Here is a 13,809-nt window from a genome sequence, read left to right as displayed (position 1 = left end):
GCGGACCTGTAGGAGGCACCTTTGCCGGATAGGCTGTGGACAGTTGTTCATGGACCGTGGGGGTTGTCGAGTGCTCTTTCCTTTTCCGTTTGGCCAGGAATGGACCTGGCTTTTGGGCGCATGGGCCATCGCCGAAGTGGTGCTTCGCATTGTCCTTTTGGGTGTCATCCCGGGCAATCGCCGGCCGACCACGGCCATGGCGTGGCTATTGGCCGTCTTCCTCATCCCCTCTGTAGGTTTTGTACTTTTCCTCCTCTTCGGCAATTTCAGGTTGTCCAGGCGCAGGCGCGAGCAGCAGGAAGAAGTCAACCGCCGAGTCCGTGCCGTCACAGAGGGCCTGGCGGAGGCCGGAAGCGAGTATTCCGGTCCCGAGTGGGTGGCCTCTGCCGGCGAACTCAATTTCAGGCTGGGTTCCCTCCCGATGGTTGATGGCAACAAGGTGGAGCTGATTCCCGGGTATGAGGAGTCCATCAAAGCCATGACCGAAGCGGTCAAGGAAGCCAAGTCCTACGTCAACGCCGAGTTCTACATCATGAGCAGCGACTCCGTGACCGACGACTTGCTGACGGAGCTGGAGAAGGCCGCCGATCGCGGTGTCACAGTGCGGCTGCTGTTCGACCACATCGGAACTCTGCGCGTCAGGGGCTACCGGCGCCTTATCCGCCGGCTCAAGGCAGGCGGGATCCAGTGGAAGCGGATGCTTCCGCTGCTGCCCATCCACGGCCAGTGGCGGCGACCGGACCTCAGGAACCACCGCAAAATCATGGTGATCGACGGCGACGTGGCCTTCACGGGTTCACAGAACCTGATCGAGCCCTCATACAACAACCCCAAGCACCACAAAGTCGGCCGCAAATGGGTTGAACTCATGGCCCGGTTGGAAGGTCCGATCGTGGCTACCCTCAACGTGGTGTTCGCTACGGACTGGCTCAGTGAAACGGACGAATCGCTGGAGGACCAACTGCGCCTGCCCACCCAGCCGGCACCGGGCCATGTCACAGCCCAGGTGGTGCCGAGCGGACCGGGGTTCGCCACCGAGAACAACCTGCGCCTGTTCAACACCCTGATCTACTCGGCGCAACACCGGATCTCCATCTGCAGCCCGTACTTCGTTCCGGACGACTCGTTGCTGTATGCGATCACCACGGCGGCACAGCGGGGGGTGGACGTGGAACTCTTCGTCTCCGAAAAGGGCGACCAATTCCTGGTCCATCACGCCCAACGCTCCTACTACGAGGCATTGCTGGGGGCGGGGGTCCGAATCTATCTGTACAGGGCGCCATACGTGCTCCACGCCAAGCACTTCACCATTGACGATGAAGTGGCAGTTCTAGGTTCCAGCAATATGGACATGCGCTCCTTCTCCTTGAACATGGAGGTTTCGGTGATGCTCTTGGGCGCCGAAACCGTGAACCTCATGCGCGCAGTGGAGTCGACGTATCGCGAGGTGTCCCGTGAGCTTACGTTGGACGACTGGATGGACAGGCCCCCGCTGGCCAAGTATGTGGATAACGTGGCCCGATTGACGGCCACGCTCCAGTAGTCCCCAACAGGGGAAATCAGCCGGGGAATTCCGCCCCGAGCGTGGAGAGCACACCGAATGCCTTGGTCCGGATTTCCTCGTACTCGTCGTCCGCCGTCGAGTCTGAGGTGATCGCCCCGCCCACGCCAAGGCTCAGCGTACGGCCGCCTTCGTTGCCGGGATTCACCACCAAAGTCCGGATCACTACTGCGAGGTCCGTGGCCGCGTTCAAGGAAAAGTAGCCGATCGCGCCGGAATAGATGCCGCGTGGCCCTGACTCCAACTGATCAAGAATGTCCATGGTGCTGATTTTGGGCGCTCCGGTCATGGAGCCGGCAGGAAAGGCAGCAGCCAACGCTTCAGCTCGAGGCGCCCCCGGGCGGAGATGCGCGTCCACCGCACTGACCATCTGGTGGACCGTGGCGTAGCTTTCGATCGCGCAGAGCCGGCTCACCGTCACGGAGCCCGGGACGGCAAAGTGGCTGAGGTCGTTGCGCAGCAAGTCCACAATCATGATGTTCTCGGCGCGGTCCTTCAACGAAGTCTCCAGGTCATGGCGCAACGCTGCGTCCTCGGCGGCGTCCGCGGACCGCCCCCGTGTTCCCTTGATCGGCTCGGCGCGCATGCCGCCATCGGAGAGGATGCGCAGGAACCGCTCCGGTGAACTGCTCGCAACCACCAATTCCCCGAACCGAAGGTAACTGGAGAACGGTGCCGGGTTCCGGCGTCGAAGGTTAAGGTAGCTCGCCCACGGATCAAGGTCCCCGGCGGCGGATTCAAGGGTGGTGGTGAGGCAGACTTCATAGGAGTTGCCTTCGCTGATTTGGTGTTGCGCGTCGGCGATCTTGCGTTTGTAGTCCGTCGCGGAGTCCCGGCTAACAAACTCGGGTACAGCGCCGGAAACGGCGGTCCCCGCCGCAGCAGCCGCCCCCGGCGCAACGGAAGTAGCAGCCGCGACCGCCGTGCGGGCCTCGCCCAACCATTCATCGGCGTCGGGGGCGTCCAAGGCGAGCAACCACACGGCGTTCTCGCGATGATCCAGAACCACGGCCCGTCCAGCGAAGAGCAGGGCAGCGTCCGGAGTGCTCGATTGGACGTCGTTACCGCCGGTTTCACGCTTGAGTTCGTAGCCCAGGTAGCCGAGCCAGCCAAGGGTGAATTGGCCGTCGTAGCCGCGCGGTGCGCGGACAGCGCGGCGGCCCCAGACGGAATCGAGCCAGCGGAAGAACGGTCCGGAGGTGGTCACGGTCGCGGAACCGGCGGTCAACCGGGTGGTCCCGGACCGGTGCGCTACCGACTGCCCGAACGTACCGCCGTCGTCCGCAAGTATGCTGAACCGGCTGCGCGCCGCAGCTTGCGACCGTCCGGCCACCGCGGACGCGTTGGAGGAATCAAGCCAAACGGCGTTTGTGGAGTTGCCATACATGGCCTCGAACAACACCGGCGCGTCGGGTGCGGCGTCGATCCGCTCGGACCGCAACTGCAGGCCGCGTCGTGAGCTGAGCTCCGGTGAGAGGATGGCCGCCAGCGACGGCAGGTACATGAGGGCTTGCAGGACGTCTTCCGGCGCGCTGCCGTCGGCAGGGTTTTGCACCCGAACGTCTGCGGCGCTGATCACGGCGTCGGCCTCGAGCCACACCTCTTCCTGGGCGGCCCAGCCGTCCCAGTACGGTTCGTAGGTGCTCCCGTCGCGCGCCAACGCACGACGACGGCGATCATCGCCGGGCGCTTCGACCCAGACGACGGCGTCCAGCATGGGCCGGGCAGCATCCGCTGCCGCGCCGACGCCTTCGACAATGACGATCTCGGCCGGGAGCGTCACGTTCAACCCGCCGTCGTAGTGCCGTTCCCAATCCCAGCTGACCCACTCTGCGGCCATGCCCTGGCTCAGGGGTGTGAGGACCGTGGCGACATAGCGCTCAATGCCTGTACTCAGGCCGTTCCAGCCGGGGTAGATGTCCTCCAGATGGAACAGGGAAACCTTGTGGTGCTGCCGCAACCGGGCCGCCAATTCAACGGCCAGCGTGGTTTTTCCTGCGCCGGACCGACCGTCAACAGCGATGATCACAGGTGCAGGAGTCATGACATAGAGGTTACCTGCTGGTGCTCGTCGGCTTTGGTGTCGTTCGCAGCGGCGATTGCTGCCTTGACGTGCTCCACAATCCCCGGGACGGCGGCTTTGATCAGCGTCCAGGTGTTGTCGAAGTCCGTGTGTCCGCCGTACCAAGGGTCTTCGATGCCAAGGTCCAGGGAACTGCGGCCGGCCATGGTGGGATCGAAGCTTCGCAACATCCGGACTTTGGCCAAGGAAGCAGGGTCTTTCGCGCCTTGCTGGAGCCAGCCGAAATGATCGACGTCGAGTGCCAGGATCAGGTCCCGTTCAGCGAACCATTCGGGCTTCCATTTGCGGGCGATGTGGTCCTCTGAGGCGATGTGGTGTGCTGTCAGTTTGCGGGCCGCGCGGGGGTCGATGGGGTGTCCGACCTCGTATCCGGTGGTTCCCGCCGAATCAACTACAACCAGGTTGCCGAGCCCGTCCGCAGTGAAGGCTTCGGTGAGCATGAGCGCTGCCATGGGCGAGCGGCAGATGTTTCCTGTGCAGACCGTGATGATGCGGTATGGGCTCGACGTTGAGTACATGCAGCAAGCATGGGTGATGGCACCCCTTCTTGGCTAGGGGCTAATTCACAAGGCTGTCATTTTTGCTGTCGAAGCTGTCATATGGGCTGAACAAAGTTGTAGTAATCGCTTGCCAGGGTGATTGTTTGGATGGCCTAGGCAGTGGGCGTTGGGGCCTGGAATGCTGCGAGGTCCTGCGCTTCGGCGGCCAGGGCTGCCGCGGCCAAATGAACAGTACGTACGACGGCGGCACGTCGCCTTTCGGCCCGGCCCGGCTCGGCGCCGGCCATCAGTCCGTCGAGCGCAGGCAGGACGGGGGCGGCGTCGCACAGGCTCACGATGGTGATGAGGAGGTCTCCGGCGTCTTCCCGTGAGATGCCGGGGAGGGCCGCGATGGTGCTGTTGACCTTCGACGCGCAGTTGGCCATCCGTTTGGGCAGGCCGACAACCTCAGTGCCGCGCTCCAGTCCTTCCCAGAACAGAAGGCGGGGTGCCGTGGCGTCGTTTTGGTGGTGGTCGAAGAGCCGGCCGGCGTAGTCTGCCATGGCCTCGGGCCCGTTGCCCTCGATGGGGACCTCGTCCATGAGGGTGCTGAGGGCGGACACGATGACGGCATCGAACAGCGCATTCTTGTTGCCGAAGTACTGGTAGATCCGCTCTTTGTTGACCCCGGCCTCGGCAGCGATGCGGTCGATGCGGGCGCCGGCGAGTCCACGCGTGCAGAACTCGGACGTCGCCGCCTTGAGCAGCAGTCCCTTGGTTCGTTCTGTGTCCCATGCCATAGGGTCACATTACCATTTTCCAACTAAGTAGTTGTAATTGTTTGCGGACGCGGTTATGGTGAATCCAAGCCAATTGCAACTATCTAGTTGGAGAAAGCCATGACTACCCAAGCTACGTCCGAAATCACCGCGGCTGCGCCCGTCGCCGCACCTGCCCGTCCGCAGGGGCCATCCGTCCACATGCGGGCGCTCATCACCTGGCTGGCCATCTTCCCCCTGGTGTCCATCGGCATGCTGCTGCTCGGCCCCATCATGGAACCGTGGCACCCTGTCCTGCGCGCGCTGGTCCTTACGGCATTCGTGGTGCCGACAGCCGTCTATTTTGTTGTTCCCCGGCTGTTCGCAGGCCACGGAGCCCTCAGCCGCAAGGCCGTGGAACGCTCAGCGCGCCGAGCAGCCCGCAAGTCCGCTTAACCGGGCTGGGACTAAGCGCCCCGCAGCTGCTCGACGTCGGCGATGGACGCGTACGCGGCCTGCGTGCCCTTCTTCGTCGCAGCCAAGGCAGCGGCCACCGAAGCAAACGCGGCGGCATCCGCAAGGGGTTCACCCGCGGCCAGGCGCGCTGCGACCGCACCCGTAAAGGCGTCGCCTGCTCCCGTGGTGTCTACGGCCGATACCCGGGTGGGCGCGATGCGGGTGATCTGGTCTTGAGCGCCCCGGGCCAAGGAATCCAGCACCACCGAACCCTGTGCGCCCAGGGTGACCAGCACACGTTGCAAGCCCCGGTCGGCGAACTGGCTACGAACCGGCTCCCACGCTTCGGCCTCTGCGTCGGAGTCAGGGACGTCTGCTTCCGAGCCCAGGAACAGTGAAGCCTCGTGCGCGTTTACCAGCAGCACGTCGCTCAGGTCCGCCAACAGCTCCGGCACCTCCGCGTACGGCGAGAGGTTCAGCAAAACTGTTGCTCCGGCGTCGTGCCCAGCTTGGGCGGCGGCAATCACGGTATCGGTTCCCACCTCCAGGCAAAGGCAGACCACGGCCGCATCAGCGAAAGCGTCAGCAGCGACGTCGGAAGGCCGCAGCGTCCCATTGGCGCCAGCCGAGATGATGATGCTGTTCTCGCCGCCCGCATCCACGGAGATGACCGCGACACCCGTGGCGGCGTCGGAACGCCGGACGCGGGAAACGTCCACCCCGGCGCTGGCCGTCGAGTCCAGGAGCATGGTGCCGTTGGGGTCCTCGCCCACGGCGCCGATCAGGCTGACCTGGCCGCCGAGCTTGCTGGCGGCCACTGCCTGGTTGGCACTCTTGCCGCCGGGATTCACGGCGAAACCGTTGCCGTGCACCGTCTCGCCGGGTTGCGGGAGGCGGTCGCAATAGATGGTGAGGTCGGCGTTAAGGGAACCGACGACGACGATTCCCGCCTTGGGTGCGTTGGTCATGCGGTCACCTTTTCGTTGTCGGTAACCTCGGCCTCGACGGGCTTGGGGATGAGCAGTGATGCCGCGAACGCCGCGAGGGTGATGGCGAGGCCAACAACCACAACGGTCAGATACGACGCACCGGTGTCACCAAGCGATGACGTCGCCACCAGGACCGCAGGCAGGACCAGGAAGCTCAAGCCGGCGCCGAGGTTGAAGGCACCTGCGTTCATTCCCGGGAGGAATCCAGGGTTACCCTGCGGCGAAAGGACAACGCCCAGACCGTTCAGCATGATGTTGACGGTACCGGCGTACATGATGCCCAGCAAGGCCGTGCCGACAATCATCATCGGCAGGCTGTTGAGGCCGAAGAACGCGATGATGGCCAGTGCCACGAGGCTGCCCAGCAGTCCGATGCGAAGGACCTTGGTGTAGCCAAGAACCGGTGCAAGTCGGCCGCTGATCGGGCCGAAGAGCCAGCCCAGGAGTGCGTAGGGGGTGAGGATCATAAGCGACATCTCGGTGGGTCCAACGCCGAAACCGGGATCGGCCGCCTGGACATAGGCCGGAACAATGCCGTTGATGACCGCGAAGATGCCGGTCATGGTGAGGGTGGTGGTCAGCAGCGGAGCCCACGTGGAGCGCTGGCGCAGGTGCACGGTTTCCACCATGGGCTGCTTGGCGCGCTTCTCAACAGTCCAGAACGCGAAGAACGCGACGGCGGCAACCACCGTGAGTCCGATAGCCAACGTCAAGGTGCCGGCGTCGAAAGCCGAGGCCAGCTTGGATCCTTCGTTCAGTGCCGTCAGCAGTGCGCCCACGGCGATCACGATGAAGAAGACGCCCAGCCAGTCCATCGTGGTGCCGGCAGCAGGCTTGCTCTCGCCGGCAAGGACGGCAATGAGGACCGTGGCCACGAGTGCCAGGGCAACCATGAGCCAGAAGATGCTGCGGAAACCGAAGTTCTCAGCGAAGTAGCCGCCCACGAACGAGTCGACGCCGGCCACTCCACCGTTCACGGCGGTGATGAGGCCCATGAGCGTGCCGTACTTGCGCGGGTTGGTCACTGCGGAGCGGAGCATGATCAGGCAGAGCGGGACCGTAGGACCGCTGACGCCCTGGATGATGCGGCCAACGAAGAGCCAGGTGACGTCAGGGGCCATGGCTGCGATGACCGATCCGACAGCCATGAGGAGCATCATGCCCACAAGGATCTTCTTGCGGCCAACAATGTCGCTGAGGCGGGGGAGGAAGAGTGAGAACAGGGCAGCTGCCGTGAAGAACCAGGTCTGGGACAGGCCGATGGTGGCCTGGTCAGTGTTGAGTTCGTTGCCCATGGTGACCAGGGCCGGGCTGAGCATGGAAGCGTTGAGCTGGAACGCCACGCAGGCTGCCAGCAGGGCGACCATGAGCGCGGTGACGTTGCCTCGGGAGGACTTGGTTTCAGCGAGGGTGGACATTACTTGGCCTCTCCTGCCAGGACAGCTGCGGCTTCGGCACCAGCGGTGGCGTTAGCGCCGCCGTCGAGCGTTGGTTCGCCGATCCTGACGATCGCATCGGTGACCAGATCCCAGAACTTTGTGTGGTCCAGGTCCACGGCCACCGATGTGGTGCAGTCCTCCGGCGCGGGTGCGCGGAAGTCAGCCACGGTCATGCCGAGGGTGAGCTTGCCCTGCAGTTCGATGTCCACGGGAACCTTGCGGGTGGTCATGACGGTGGGGTCGATCACGTAGGCCACGGCGCACGGATCGTGGACCGGCGGGAAGTCGAAGCCCTGGGCGTCCTTGTAGGTCTTCTTGAAGAATTCCATCAGTTCCAGGACGAACTTGGCCGGCTTGGTGCCGATGGCGGCGATGCGGTCCACTACCTCGTCGGTAGCCAGTGCCTGGTGCGTGAGGTCGAGGCCAACCATCACCACGGGCCAGCTCTCGTTGAAGACGATGTGCGCGGCTTCGGGATCGATGATGATGTTGAATTCGGCTACGGCGCTCCAGTTGCCCACGTGGTAGCCGCCGCCCATGAGGACGACTTCCTTGACGCGCTCCACGATGCGCGGTTCCTTGCGGGCGGCCATCGCGATGTTGGTGAGGCCTGCCGTGGGGACCAGGGTGACCGTGCCCGGCTCATGCGCCATGACGGTTTCAATGATGAGGTCGACGGCGTGGCGCGGGTCCAGCTCGATGGCGGACTCGGGCTGCTCCGGGCCATCCATGCCGGAATCACCGTGGATGCTGGGGGCAGTTTCGATGGTGCGGACCAAGGGGCGGTCGCAGCCTGCGGCGAACGGTACTCCCGTGATTCCTGCAATGGTGCCTACCGAGAGGGCGTTGCGGGTGACCTTTTCGAGGGTCTGGTTGCCCACCACCGTGGTGACGGCCAGAAGTTCGATGTCCGGGTTGCCGTGTGCCAGCAGCAAGGCCACGGCATCGTCATGGCCGGGGTCGCAGTCAAGAATGATCTTCTTGCGTGCTGTTATGGGTTTGGGGTCCACGTTTCTCTCCACGTCATTGGGGCCTGCCTGGTACTAGCCCGGGGCAGGGCGCTAAGCATTCAGGGGAATTCTGGCACTGCTCGGTGGGTTACGTCAAACGCTTAACGTAGATCGCGTCAAACGCTTAACGTAGATCGCGTCAAACGCTTAACGTAGATCGCGTCAAGCGCTTGATGCCTTGCGGCGGGCCAGACCGGCGGAACACCGCTACGATCGATGCATGGATACCCTGGATCGGCGCAACGCACGCGCGCCCCGCGTGACGGCTGCGATGGTGGCAGCGCGTGCCGGTGTGTCCACGGCAACCGTGTCCCTGGTAGCCAACGGGAAAACGCAGGGCCGGGTCTCCGATGACAACATTTCCCGCGTCCGGACAGCCATCGCCGAACTCGGGTACGTGGTGGACAGCATCGGAAGTTCACTGGCTCGCGGGGTCAGCTCGATCGTCATTCTGGTGACCCCGGACGTCTCCAACCCGTTCTTCGCCAACGTCATCGCCGGGGTGCGGGAATCGCTCGGGTCCGAGTACCAATTGTTGCTTTCAGTAACCGACGCCGGGGAATCGCCGCAAGCCGACGACGTCCGCAAACTATTGGCGCTCCGGCCTGCCGGCTTGCTCGTGGGTGCCCCCAGCGCGCAATTCCTTGAAGACCTTTCCGCGGCCGGACCCCTTGTCTTGCTGGATGCACCCGGACTGGAATCCTTCGCGCCGTCCGTGAACCTCGACGTGGCACAGGGAGCCCGCCAACTAGCCCGGCACCTTGCCTCCCTGGGGCATCGGCGGGCCGCCTACGTGGACGGCGTTACCGGCACCACTACGTTCCAGCTGCGCCGGGAAGCCTTCCTGGAGGAAGCCTCGCGCTGTGGGCTCTCGGTGGCGGACGGGCACATCGTCAGCACCTCCATCGACGTCGGTGCTGCCGCGGCCGCCTTCGCCGACGCCTGGCCGGAGTGGCAGCGAGAGGGGGTGACCGCCGTCGTCTGCGGTACCGATACGCACGCCTATGGCGTGTTGCAGGAAGCCCGCGTTGAGGGCGTCCGGATCCCTGAGGAGTTGGCTGTGGCTGGCTTCGATGACCTTCCCTACTCAGCCACGAGCAATCCCGGCCTCACCACCGTGCACCTGCCTGCAACGCCGCTTGGCCGCAAAGCAGGGGAGCAGCTGAAGGGGCTGATGGAGGGTCTTCCTTTGGACGAGCCCCACGTGACACTCGAGAGCACGCTGGTGGTGCGGGGATCTACGGCGCCTTCCTAAAGGACGCCCTGATCCCTAGTGGATGACCGCCAGCAGGATTCCGACCAGTACGAACAGGCAGCCGAAGATGCGGTTCAGGACCTTCTGGCCGTGTTGGTCGTGGGTGAAGCGTTGGAAGGACCGGGCAGCAAGGGCGAAGAAGAACCACATCACCATGATGTCGATGGCGAGAATCGTGACTGTAAGCATCACGTATTGCTGCAGCAGCGGCTGGTCCGGCCTGATGAACTGCGGCATGAAGGCCAGGAAAAACACGATGGCCTTGGGGTTCAACAGGTTCACCCAAATGCCCCGCTGGAACATGGACAGGGCGGACTCGTTCTTCTTGTCCTCGACTTGCTCCTTGTCCAGGTCCGGTTTGTGCAGGAATTGCCGGATGCCCAGGTACACAAGGTACGCTGCACCGGCGTAGCGGATGATGTTGAAGATCACCGGCGAATTGGACACCAGGACGCCCACGCCCAAGGCCACAATCACGATGTGGATGACCAAGGCGACCTGCTGGCCGAGAATTCCCCAGATGGATCGTCGGAAGCCCGAGTTGAGCGAGTTGCTCATAGTGAAGATTGCCCCGGCGCCGGGAGTGAAACTGATCAGGGTGCCGGCACCAACCAAGGCCAGCCAAAGGGAAAATTGCACCATCTCAGCTTATGCCGGTGAGGCGGGTGGTGTGGACGCGTGCCTTCCCGACTTGCGGCCATGACTTTACCGCTGAATCAGACGGTGGCCACCAAGCATTGCTGGCGGCCACCGCTCCCGGTTAGGGGATGTTGTGCCAGAACCACCGGGTAACATCAACGACCAGTCGAATGATGTTGACCGCAAGGTTCCAGGCGCCCCATGATTCCTCGCGTTTACGTTTGGAAGTCATACCGGGCACCTCCTCCCGAGGGAACAGGGCACGGCCACACTAGCGGAGCAACAAACGTTGCGCCTTTAGTATGTGGGGCCATAGACTCAAGAGGTGATGTTTGAGGTTCTACAGCCCTCCAACCGCACCAAATGAGCGCGCACCGCGCTGAACAGGGACCCGACTGCTATCGGGTCCATTGTTCTTTAACGGCACCACAGGACTTCTTCCTGATTCGTCAAGCCTAAGGGAATGCAAGCCTCTTTCCCGCGAGGGACATTCGCCGACGAATCACGGTTTTCAACCCGGCCTGGAAGCCATGGCTATTGGTGGAGTTGAACATTGTCCAACACCCAAGTGACCAAGGCAGCAACGAGGGCAACACCGAGTGCCGACGAAGACCACTTAGCCAGACTGAGCCTAAACTTGCTCGATAGTATCCCTGCGGTGCCAGGGCTGGTGCTCGTTGCGAAATCTCCGCTGTACGCAGACCGCAGGAGCATCTCTACTTGCGGGATCAGTCGACGTTGAAGTCTTTTGGGGGACAACTCAGATTGCTTGGACAGAAGAGAACGAGCTCCCGGCCTTAGTGCCCACTGATTTTGTGCTCGAGGTCAGCGCTTCGTGACGTGTGCCCCTCGACCGGGTGGTCGGGACGCGTGCCGCCACGACCCACTTTGGCCGCGCCAGCCACGGAATGCACCCGGAATGGGTTGATTTCCGCGATTCAGGAGCTCAAAGAGGGTCGGGAAGGTACAGCCACAGCCAGCCCATGAGGCACACTGGTGGCGTGAGCGGAATCCCGTGGGTGCTGCACGTTGATCTCGACCAGTTCATTGCGGCGGTCGAGGTACTCCGTCGGCCTGAGCTCGCCGGCAAGCCGATCATCGTGGGCGGACGGGGAGATCCCACCGAACGGGCTGTCGTGTCCACCGCTTCCTATGAAGCCAGGGCGTTCGGCGTCGGTTCCGGGATGCCGTTGCGTATCGCGGCGCGGAAGGTGCCGGACGCCATCATCCTGCCCGTCGATCAGGAGGCCTACCTCGCGGCGTCGGACGTGGTGATGTCCACTCTCCGGGAGCAGCCCGGGGCTACCGTTCAGGTACTCGGCTGGGACGAGGCGTTCGTCGGCGTGACCACGGAGGACCCTGAAGCCTACGCCAAGCAGATCCAAAGTGCCGTCTTGGAAAACACGCAGCTGCATTGCAGCGTGGGCATCGGCGACACCTTGGTCCGGGCCAAGAACGCGACGGATTTTGGCAAACCCGCCGGCATCTTCCGGCTGACTCAAGAGAACTGGCTCGACGTCATGGGTGCCAGGCCCACCAGGGAGTTGTGGGGCGTCGGGCCCAAAGTGTCCCAGCGGTTGGCGAAGCATGACATCACCACGGTCGCTGAGCTCGCGGCAGTCGATCCCCAGGAATTGGTCCCGGAGTTTGGCCCCAAAATGGGACCTTGGTACGCGCAACTTGGACGCGGGGAGGGCTCCAGCGAAGTGGATGACACTCCGTGGGTTGCCCGGGCACATGGTCGCGAAACCACGTTCCAAAAGGACCTGACCGAAGCCGGGCAAATCGAAAACGCTCTCAAGGAGCTGACCGCCCGCGTCTTGGAAGACGTCGCAGCGGAAGGGCGCCCGGTGATCGGGCTAACCCTCAAAGTGCGCTATGTGCCGTTCTTCACCAAGACCTACGCAAGGAAGATCCCCGAAACTTTCGACCGGAACGAAGTCCTCGCGCAGGCCCTGGATCTCACCGCCAAGATTGAGCCGGATCGCCCGATTCGGCTACTCGGATTGCGGGCCGAAATGTCCATGCCGGAAGAAGCCCGACAAGGACACACGCCCACGCGGGGCGGCTGGTAGCAGCGCGGCGGCTGGTAGCCCCGCGGCGGCTCGTCACCGCAGGACGCCCGACGCCGGCACCCACTTACCAGCGCGGGTGAATCGCTTCGCGGAAGAAACGGTCGTAGATGTCCTGCACACCGGCGGTGAGCCCGGCTCCGACGGACTGCAGCTCTCCCGCCTCAGCGTTGGCGCGCGCCTGCTCGGCGGAACGGGCCCCGGGGATGACTGCCGTAACGCCTTCCTGCGCGATGACCCAGGCGAGGGCCGCTTGCACTGTACTGACGCCGTCGGTCACCAAAGCGCTGAACTCCTGGGCGGCCCTGACGCCGGTGGCGAAGTCGACGCCGGAAAAGGTCTCGCCGACGTCGAAAGAAGACCCGTCGCGGTTGTAATTGCGGTGATCGTCCTCGGGGAATTCCGTTTCCGCCGTGTACTTTCCGGAGAGCAAACCGGAGGCCAGCGGCACCCTGGCGATGATGCCTACCCCGGCCTGCCGTGCTGCGGGGAGGACCTCGTCGAGCGGCTTCAGGCGGAAGGCGTTCAGGATAATCTGCACTGTCGCGGTGTTCCCGCGCTTGATGGCTTCGAGGGCCTCGTCCGTGCCTTCGACGCTGACGCCGTAGTTGCGGATGGCCCCTTCGCTGACCAAGGTATCCAGCGCGTCGTAGACCTCGGAGTTGCTGTACACGGCAGTCGGCGGGCAGTGCAACTGGACCAGGTCCAGGGTGTCCTGCTGCAGGTTGCGCCGCGAACGGTCGGTCCAGGCGCGGAAGTTTTCCAGGGTGTAGTTCTCGGGTACTTGGTCCACGCGCCGGCCCATTTTGGTGGCTACGGTGATGTTGAGGTCAGGGTTGATGCGGAGGAAGCGTCCGATGATCTGTTCGCTGCGGCCATCCCCATAGACGTCGGCGGTGTCGAAGAAGTTGACGCCCGCGTCCACCGAGGCCTCGAGGACCGCGACTGCATCCTCTTCGGTGACGTCTCCCCAGTCGGCTCCCAGTTGCCACGTGCCGAGTCCAACCGTGGAAACTGATCTGCCTGTCTTGCCAAGTATGCGCTGTTCCATGGGTTCGACTATAGGCG

General features: G+C 63.5%; 12 protein-coding genes. 4 read left to right on the top strand and 8 right to left on the bottom strand.

Annotation, left to right across the window (positions count from 1 at the left end; genetic code table 11):
• The first annotated feature begins 70 nt into the window (after positions 1–70).
• Positions 71–1,543, top strand: coding sequence for a cardiolipin synthase (cls, locus tag ACFRJ9_RS03715; protein ID WP_377664556.1), 1,473 nt, complete (start codon positions 71–73; stop codon positions 1,541–1,543).
• A 16-nt stretch (positions 1,544–1,559) separates the two neighbouring features.
• Here the strand turns inward: cls and pabB are convergent, their stop codons facing one another.
• The 3 genes from pabB to ACFRJ9_RS03700 form a co-directional block, all read right to left on the bottom strand.
• A complete protein-coding gene (gene pabB / locus ACFRJ9_RS03710; RefSeq protein ID WP_377664554.1) occupies positions 1,560–3,605 on the bottom strand; it encodes an aminodeoxychorismate synthase component I in 2,046 nt (681 codons plus the stop codon).
• Positions 3,602–4,162 carry a low molecular weight protein-tyrosine-phosphatase gene (locus ACFRJ9_RS03705; protein WP_377664552.1) on the bottom strand — a complete coding sequence of 187 codons (561 nt, stop codon included), beginning with the start codon at positions 4,160–4,162 and terminating at the stop codon, positions 3,602–3,604. Before ACFRJ9_RS03705 ends, pabB begins: the two co-directional genes overlap by 4 nt.
• Before the next feature lie 134 nt (positions 4,163–4,296).
• Positions 4,297–4,923: a TetR/AcrR family transcriptional regulator gene (locus ACFRJ9_RS03700; RefSeq protein ID WP_377664550.1), complete on the bottom strand. Its 627-nt coding sequence runs from the start codon at positions 4,921–4,923 to the stop codon at positions 4,297–4,299.
• Positions 4,924–5,022: 99 nt separating this feature from the next.
• Between ACFRJ9_RS03700 and ACFRJ9_RS03695 the strand changes: the two genes are divergently transcribed.
• Entirely contained in the window at positions 5,023–5,337 is a 315-nt protein-coding gene (locus ACFRJ9_RS03695) for a hypothetical protein (RefSeq protein ID WP_377664548.1), read from the top strand.
• Between the two features lie 11 nt (positions 5,338–5,348).
• Here the strand turns inward: ACFRJ9_RS03695 and ACFRJ9_RS03690 are convergent, their stop codons facing one another.
• Genes ACFRJ9_RS03690 through ACFRJ9_RS03680 form a run of 3 tightly spaced genes read right to left on the bottom strand, consistent with a single transcriptional unit; the run spans position 5,349 to position 8,787 of the window.
• Entirely contained in the window at positions 5,349–6,305 is a 957-nt protein-coding gene (locus tag ACFRJ9_RS03690; RefSeq protein ID WP_377664546.1) for a ribokinase, read from the bottom strand.
• Positions 6,302–7,744 carry an MFS transporter gene (locus ACFRJ9_RS03685; RefSeq protein WP_377664544.1) on the bottom strand — a complete coding sequence of 481 codons (1,443 nt, stop codon included), beginning with the start codon at positions 7,742–7,744 and terminating at the stop codon, positions 6,302–6,304. The genes ACFRJ9_RS03690 and ACFRJ9_RS03685 overlap by 4 nt, the downstream gene beginning before the upstream one ends.
• Positions 7,744–8,787 (bottom strand): nucleoside hydrolase, encoded by a 1,044-nt coding sequence (locus ACFRJ9_RS03680; RefSeq protein WP_377664542.1) that lies wholly within the window; start codon positions 8,785–8,787, stop codon positions 7,744–7,746. The genes ACFRJ9_RS03685 and ACFRJ9_RS03680 overlap by 1 nt, the downstream gene beginning before the upstream one ends.
• Before the next feature lie 208 nt (positions 8,788–8,995).
• Here ACFRJ9_RS03680 and ACFRJ9_RS03675 point away from each other — a divergent pair, with 208 nt between their 5' ends.
• Positions 8,996–10,030, top strand: a complete 1,035-nt coding sequence (locus tag ACFRJ9_RS03675; protein ID WP_377664540.1) for a LacI family DNA-binding transcriptional regulator — start codon at positions 8,996–8,998, stop codon at positions 10,028–10,030.
• Positions 10,031–10,045: 15 nt separating this feature from the next.
• Here ACFRJ9_RS03675 and ACFRJ9_RS03670 read toward each other — a convergent pair whose 3' ends face one another.
• Complete coding sequence (locus ACFRJ9_RS03670) at positions 10,046–10,672, bottom strand: LysE family transporter (protein ID WP_377664538.1); 627 nt, start codon at positions 10,670–10,672, stop codon at positions 10,046–10,048.
• 980 nt (positions 10,673–11,652) lie between these two features.
• On the opposite strand from ACFRJ9_RS03670, the gene ACFRJ9_RS03665 reads away from it, so the two are divergent.
• Entirely contained in the window at positions 11,653–12,744 is a 1,092-nt protein-coding gene (locus tag ACFRJ9_RS03665) for a DNA polymerase IV (protein WP_377664536.1), read from the top strand.
• A 64-nt stretch (positions 12,745–12,808) separates the two neighbouring features.
• Here ACFRJ9_RS03665 and ACFRJ9_RS03660 read toward each other — a convergent pair whose 3' ends face one another.
• Positions 12,809–13,792, bottom strand: a complete 984-nt coding sequence (locus ACFRJ9_RS03660) for an aldo/keto reductase (protein ID WP_377664534.1) — start codon at positions 13,790–13,792, stop codon at positions 12,809–12,811.
• Positions 13,793–13,809 lie beyond the last annotated feature (17 nt).

The organism is Paenarthrobacter sp. NPDC056912 (genome assembly GCF_042786555.1).
Taxonomy (GTDB): domain Bacteria; phylum Actinomycetota; class Actinomycetes; order Actinomycetales; family Micrococcaceae; genus Arthrobacter.
Note: the sequence above shows the minus strand (reverse complement) of the source record. Positions and strands in the feature narration are given on the sequence as shown.

Bases quoted from the DNA above. Each gene is read 5' to 3' on its own strand.
- pabB (WP_377664554.1), bottom strand. From the start codon at position 3,605: ATGACTCCTGCACCTGTGATCATCGCTGTTGACGGTCGGTCCGGCGCA.
- ACFRJ9_RS03705 (WP_377664552.1), bottom strand. From the start codon at position 4,162: ATGTACTCAACGTCGAGCCCATACCGCATCATCACGGTCTGCACAGGA.
- ACFRJ9_RS03700 (WP_377664550.1), bottom strand. From the start codon at position 4,923: ATGGCATGGGACACAGAACGAACCAAGGGACTGCTGCTCAAGGCGGCG.
- ACFRJ9_RS03695 (WP_377664548.1), top strand. From the start codon at position 5,023: ATGACTACCCAAGCTACGTCCGAAATCACCGCGGCTGCGCCCGTCGCC.
- ACFRJ9_RS03690 (WP_377664546.1), bottom strand. From the start codon at position 6,305: ATGACCAACGCACCCAAGGCGGGAATCGTCGTCGTCGGTTCCCTTAAC.
- ACFRJ9_RS03685 (WP_377664544.1), bottom strand. From the start codon at position 7,744: ATGTCCACCCTCGCTGAAACCAAGTCCTCCCGAGGCAACGTCACCGCG.
- ACFRJ9_RS03675 (WP_377664540.1), top strand. From the start codon at position 8,996: ATGGATACCCTGGATCGGCGCAACGCACGCGCGCCCCGCGTGACGGCT.
- ACFRJ9_RS03670 (WP_377664538.1), bottom strand. From the start codon at position 10,672: ATGGTGCAATTTTCCCTTTGGCTGGCCTTGGTTGGTGCCGGCACCCTG.
- ACFRJ9_RS03665 (WP_377664536.1), top strand. From the start codon at position 11,653: ATGAGGCACACTGGTGGCGTGAGCGGAATCCCGTGGGTGCTGCACGTT.
- ACFRJ9_RS03660 (WP_377664534.1), bottom strand. From the start codon at position 13,792: ATGGAACAGCGCATACTTGGCAAGACAGGCAGATCAGTTTCCACGGTT.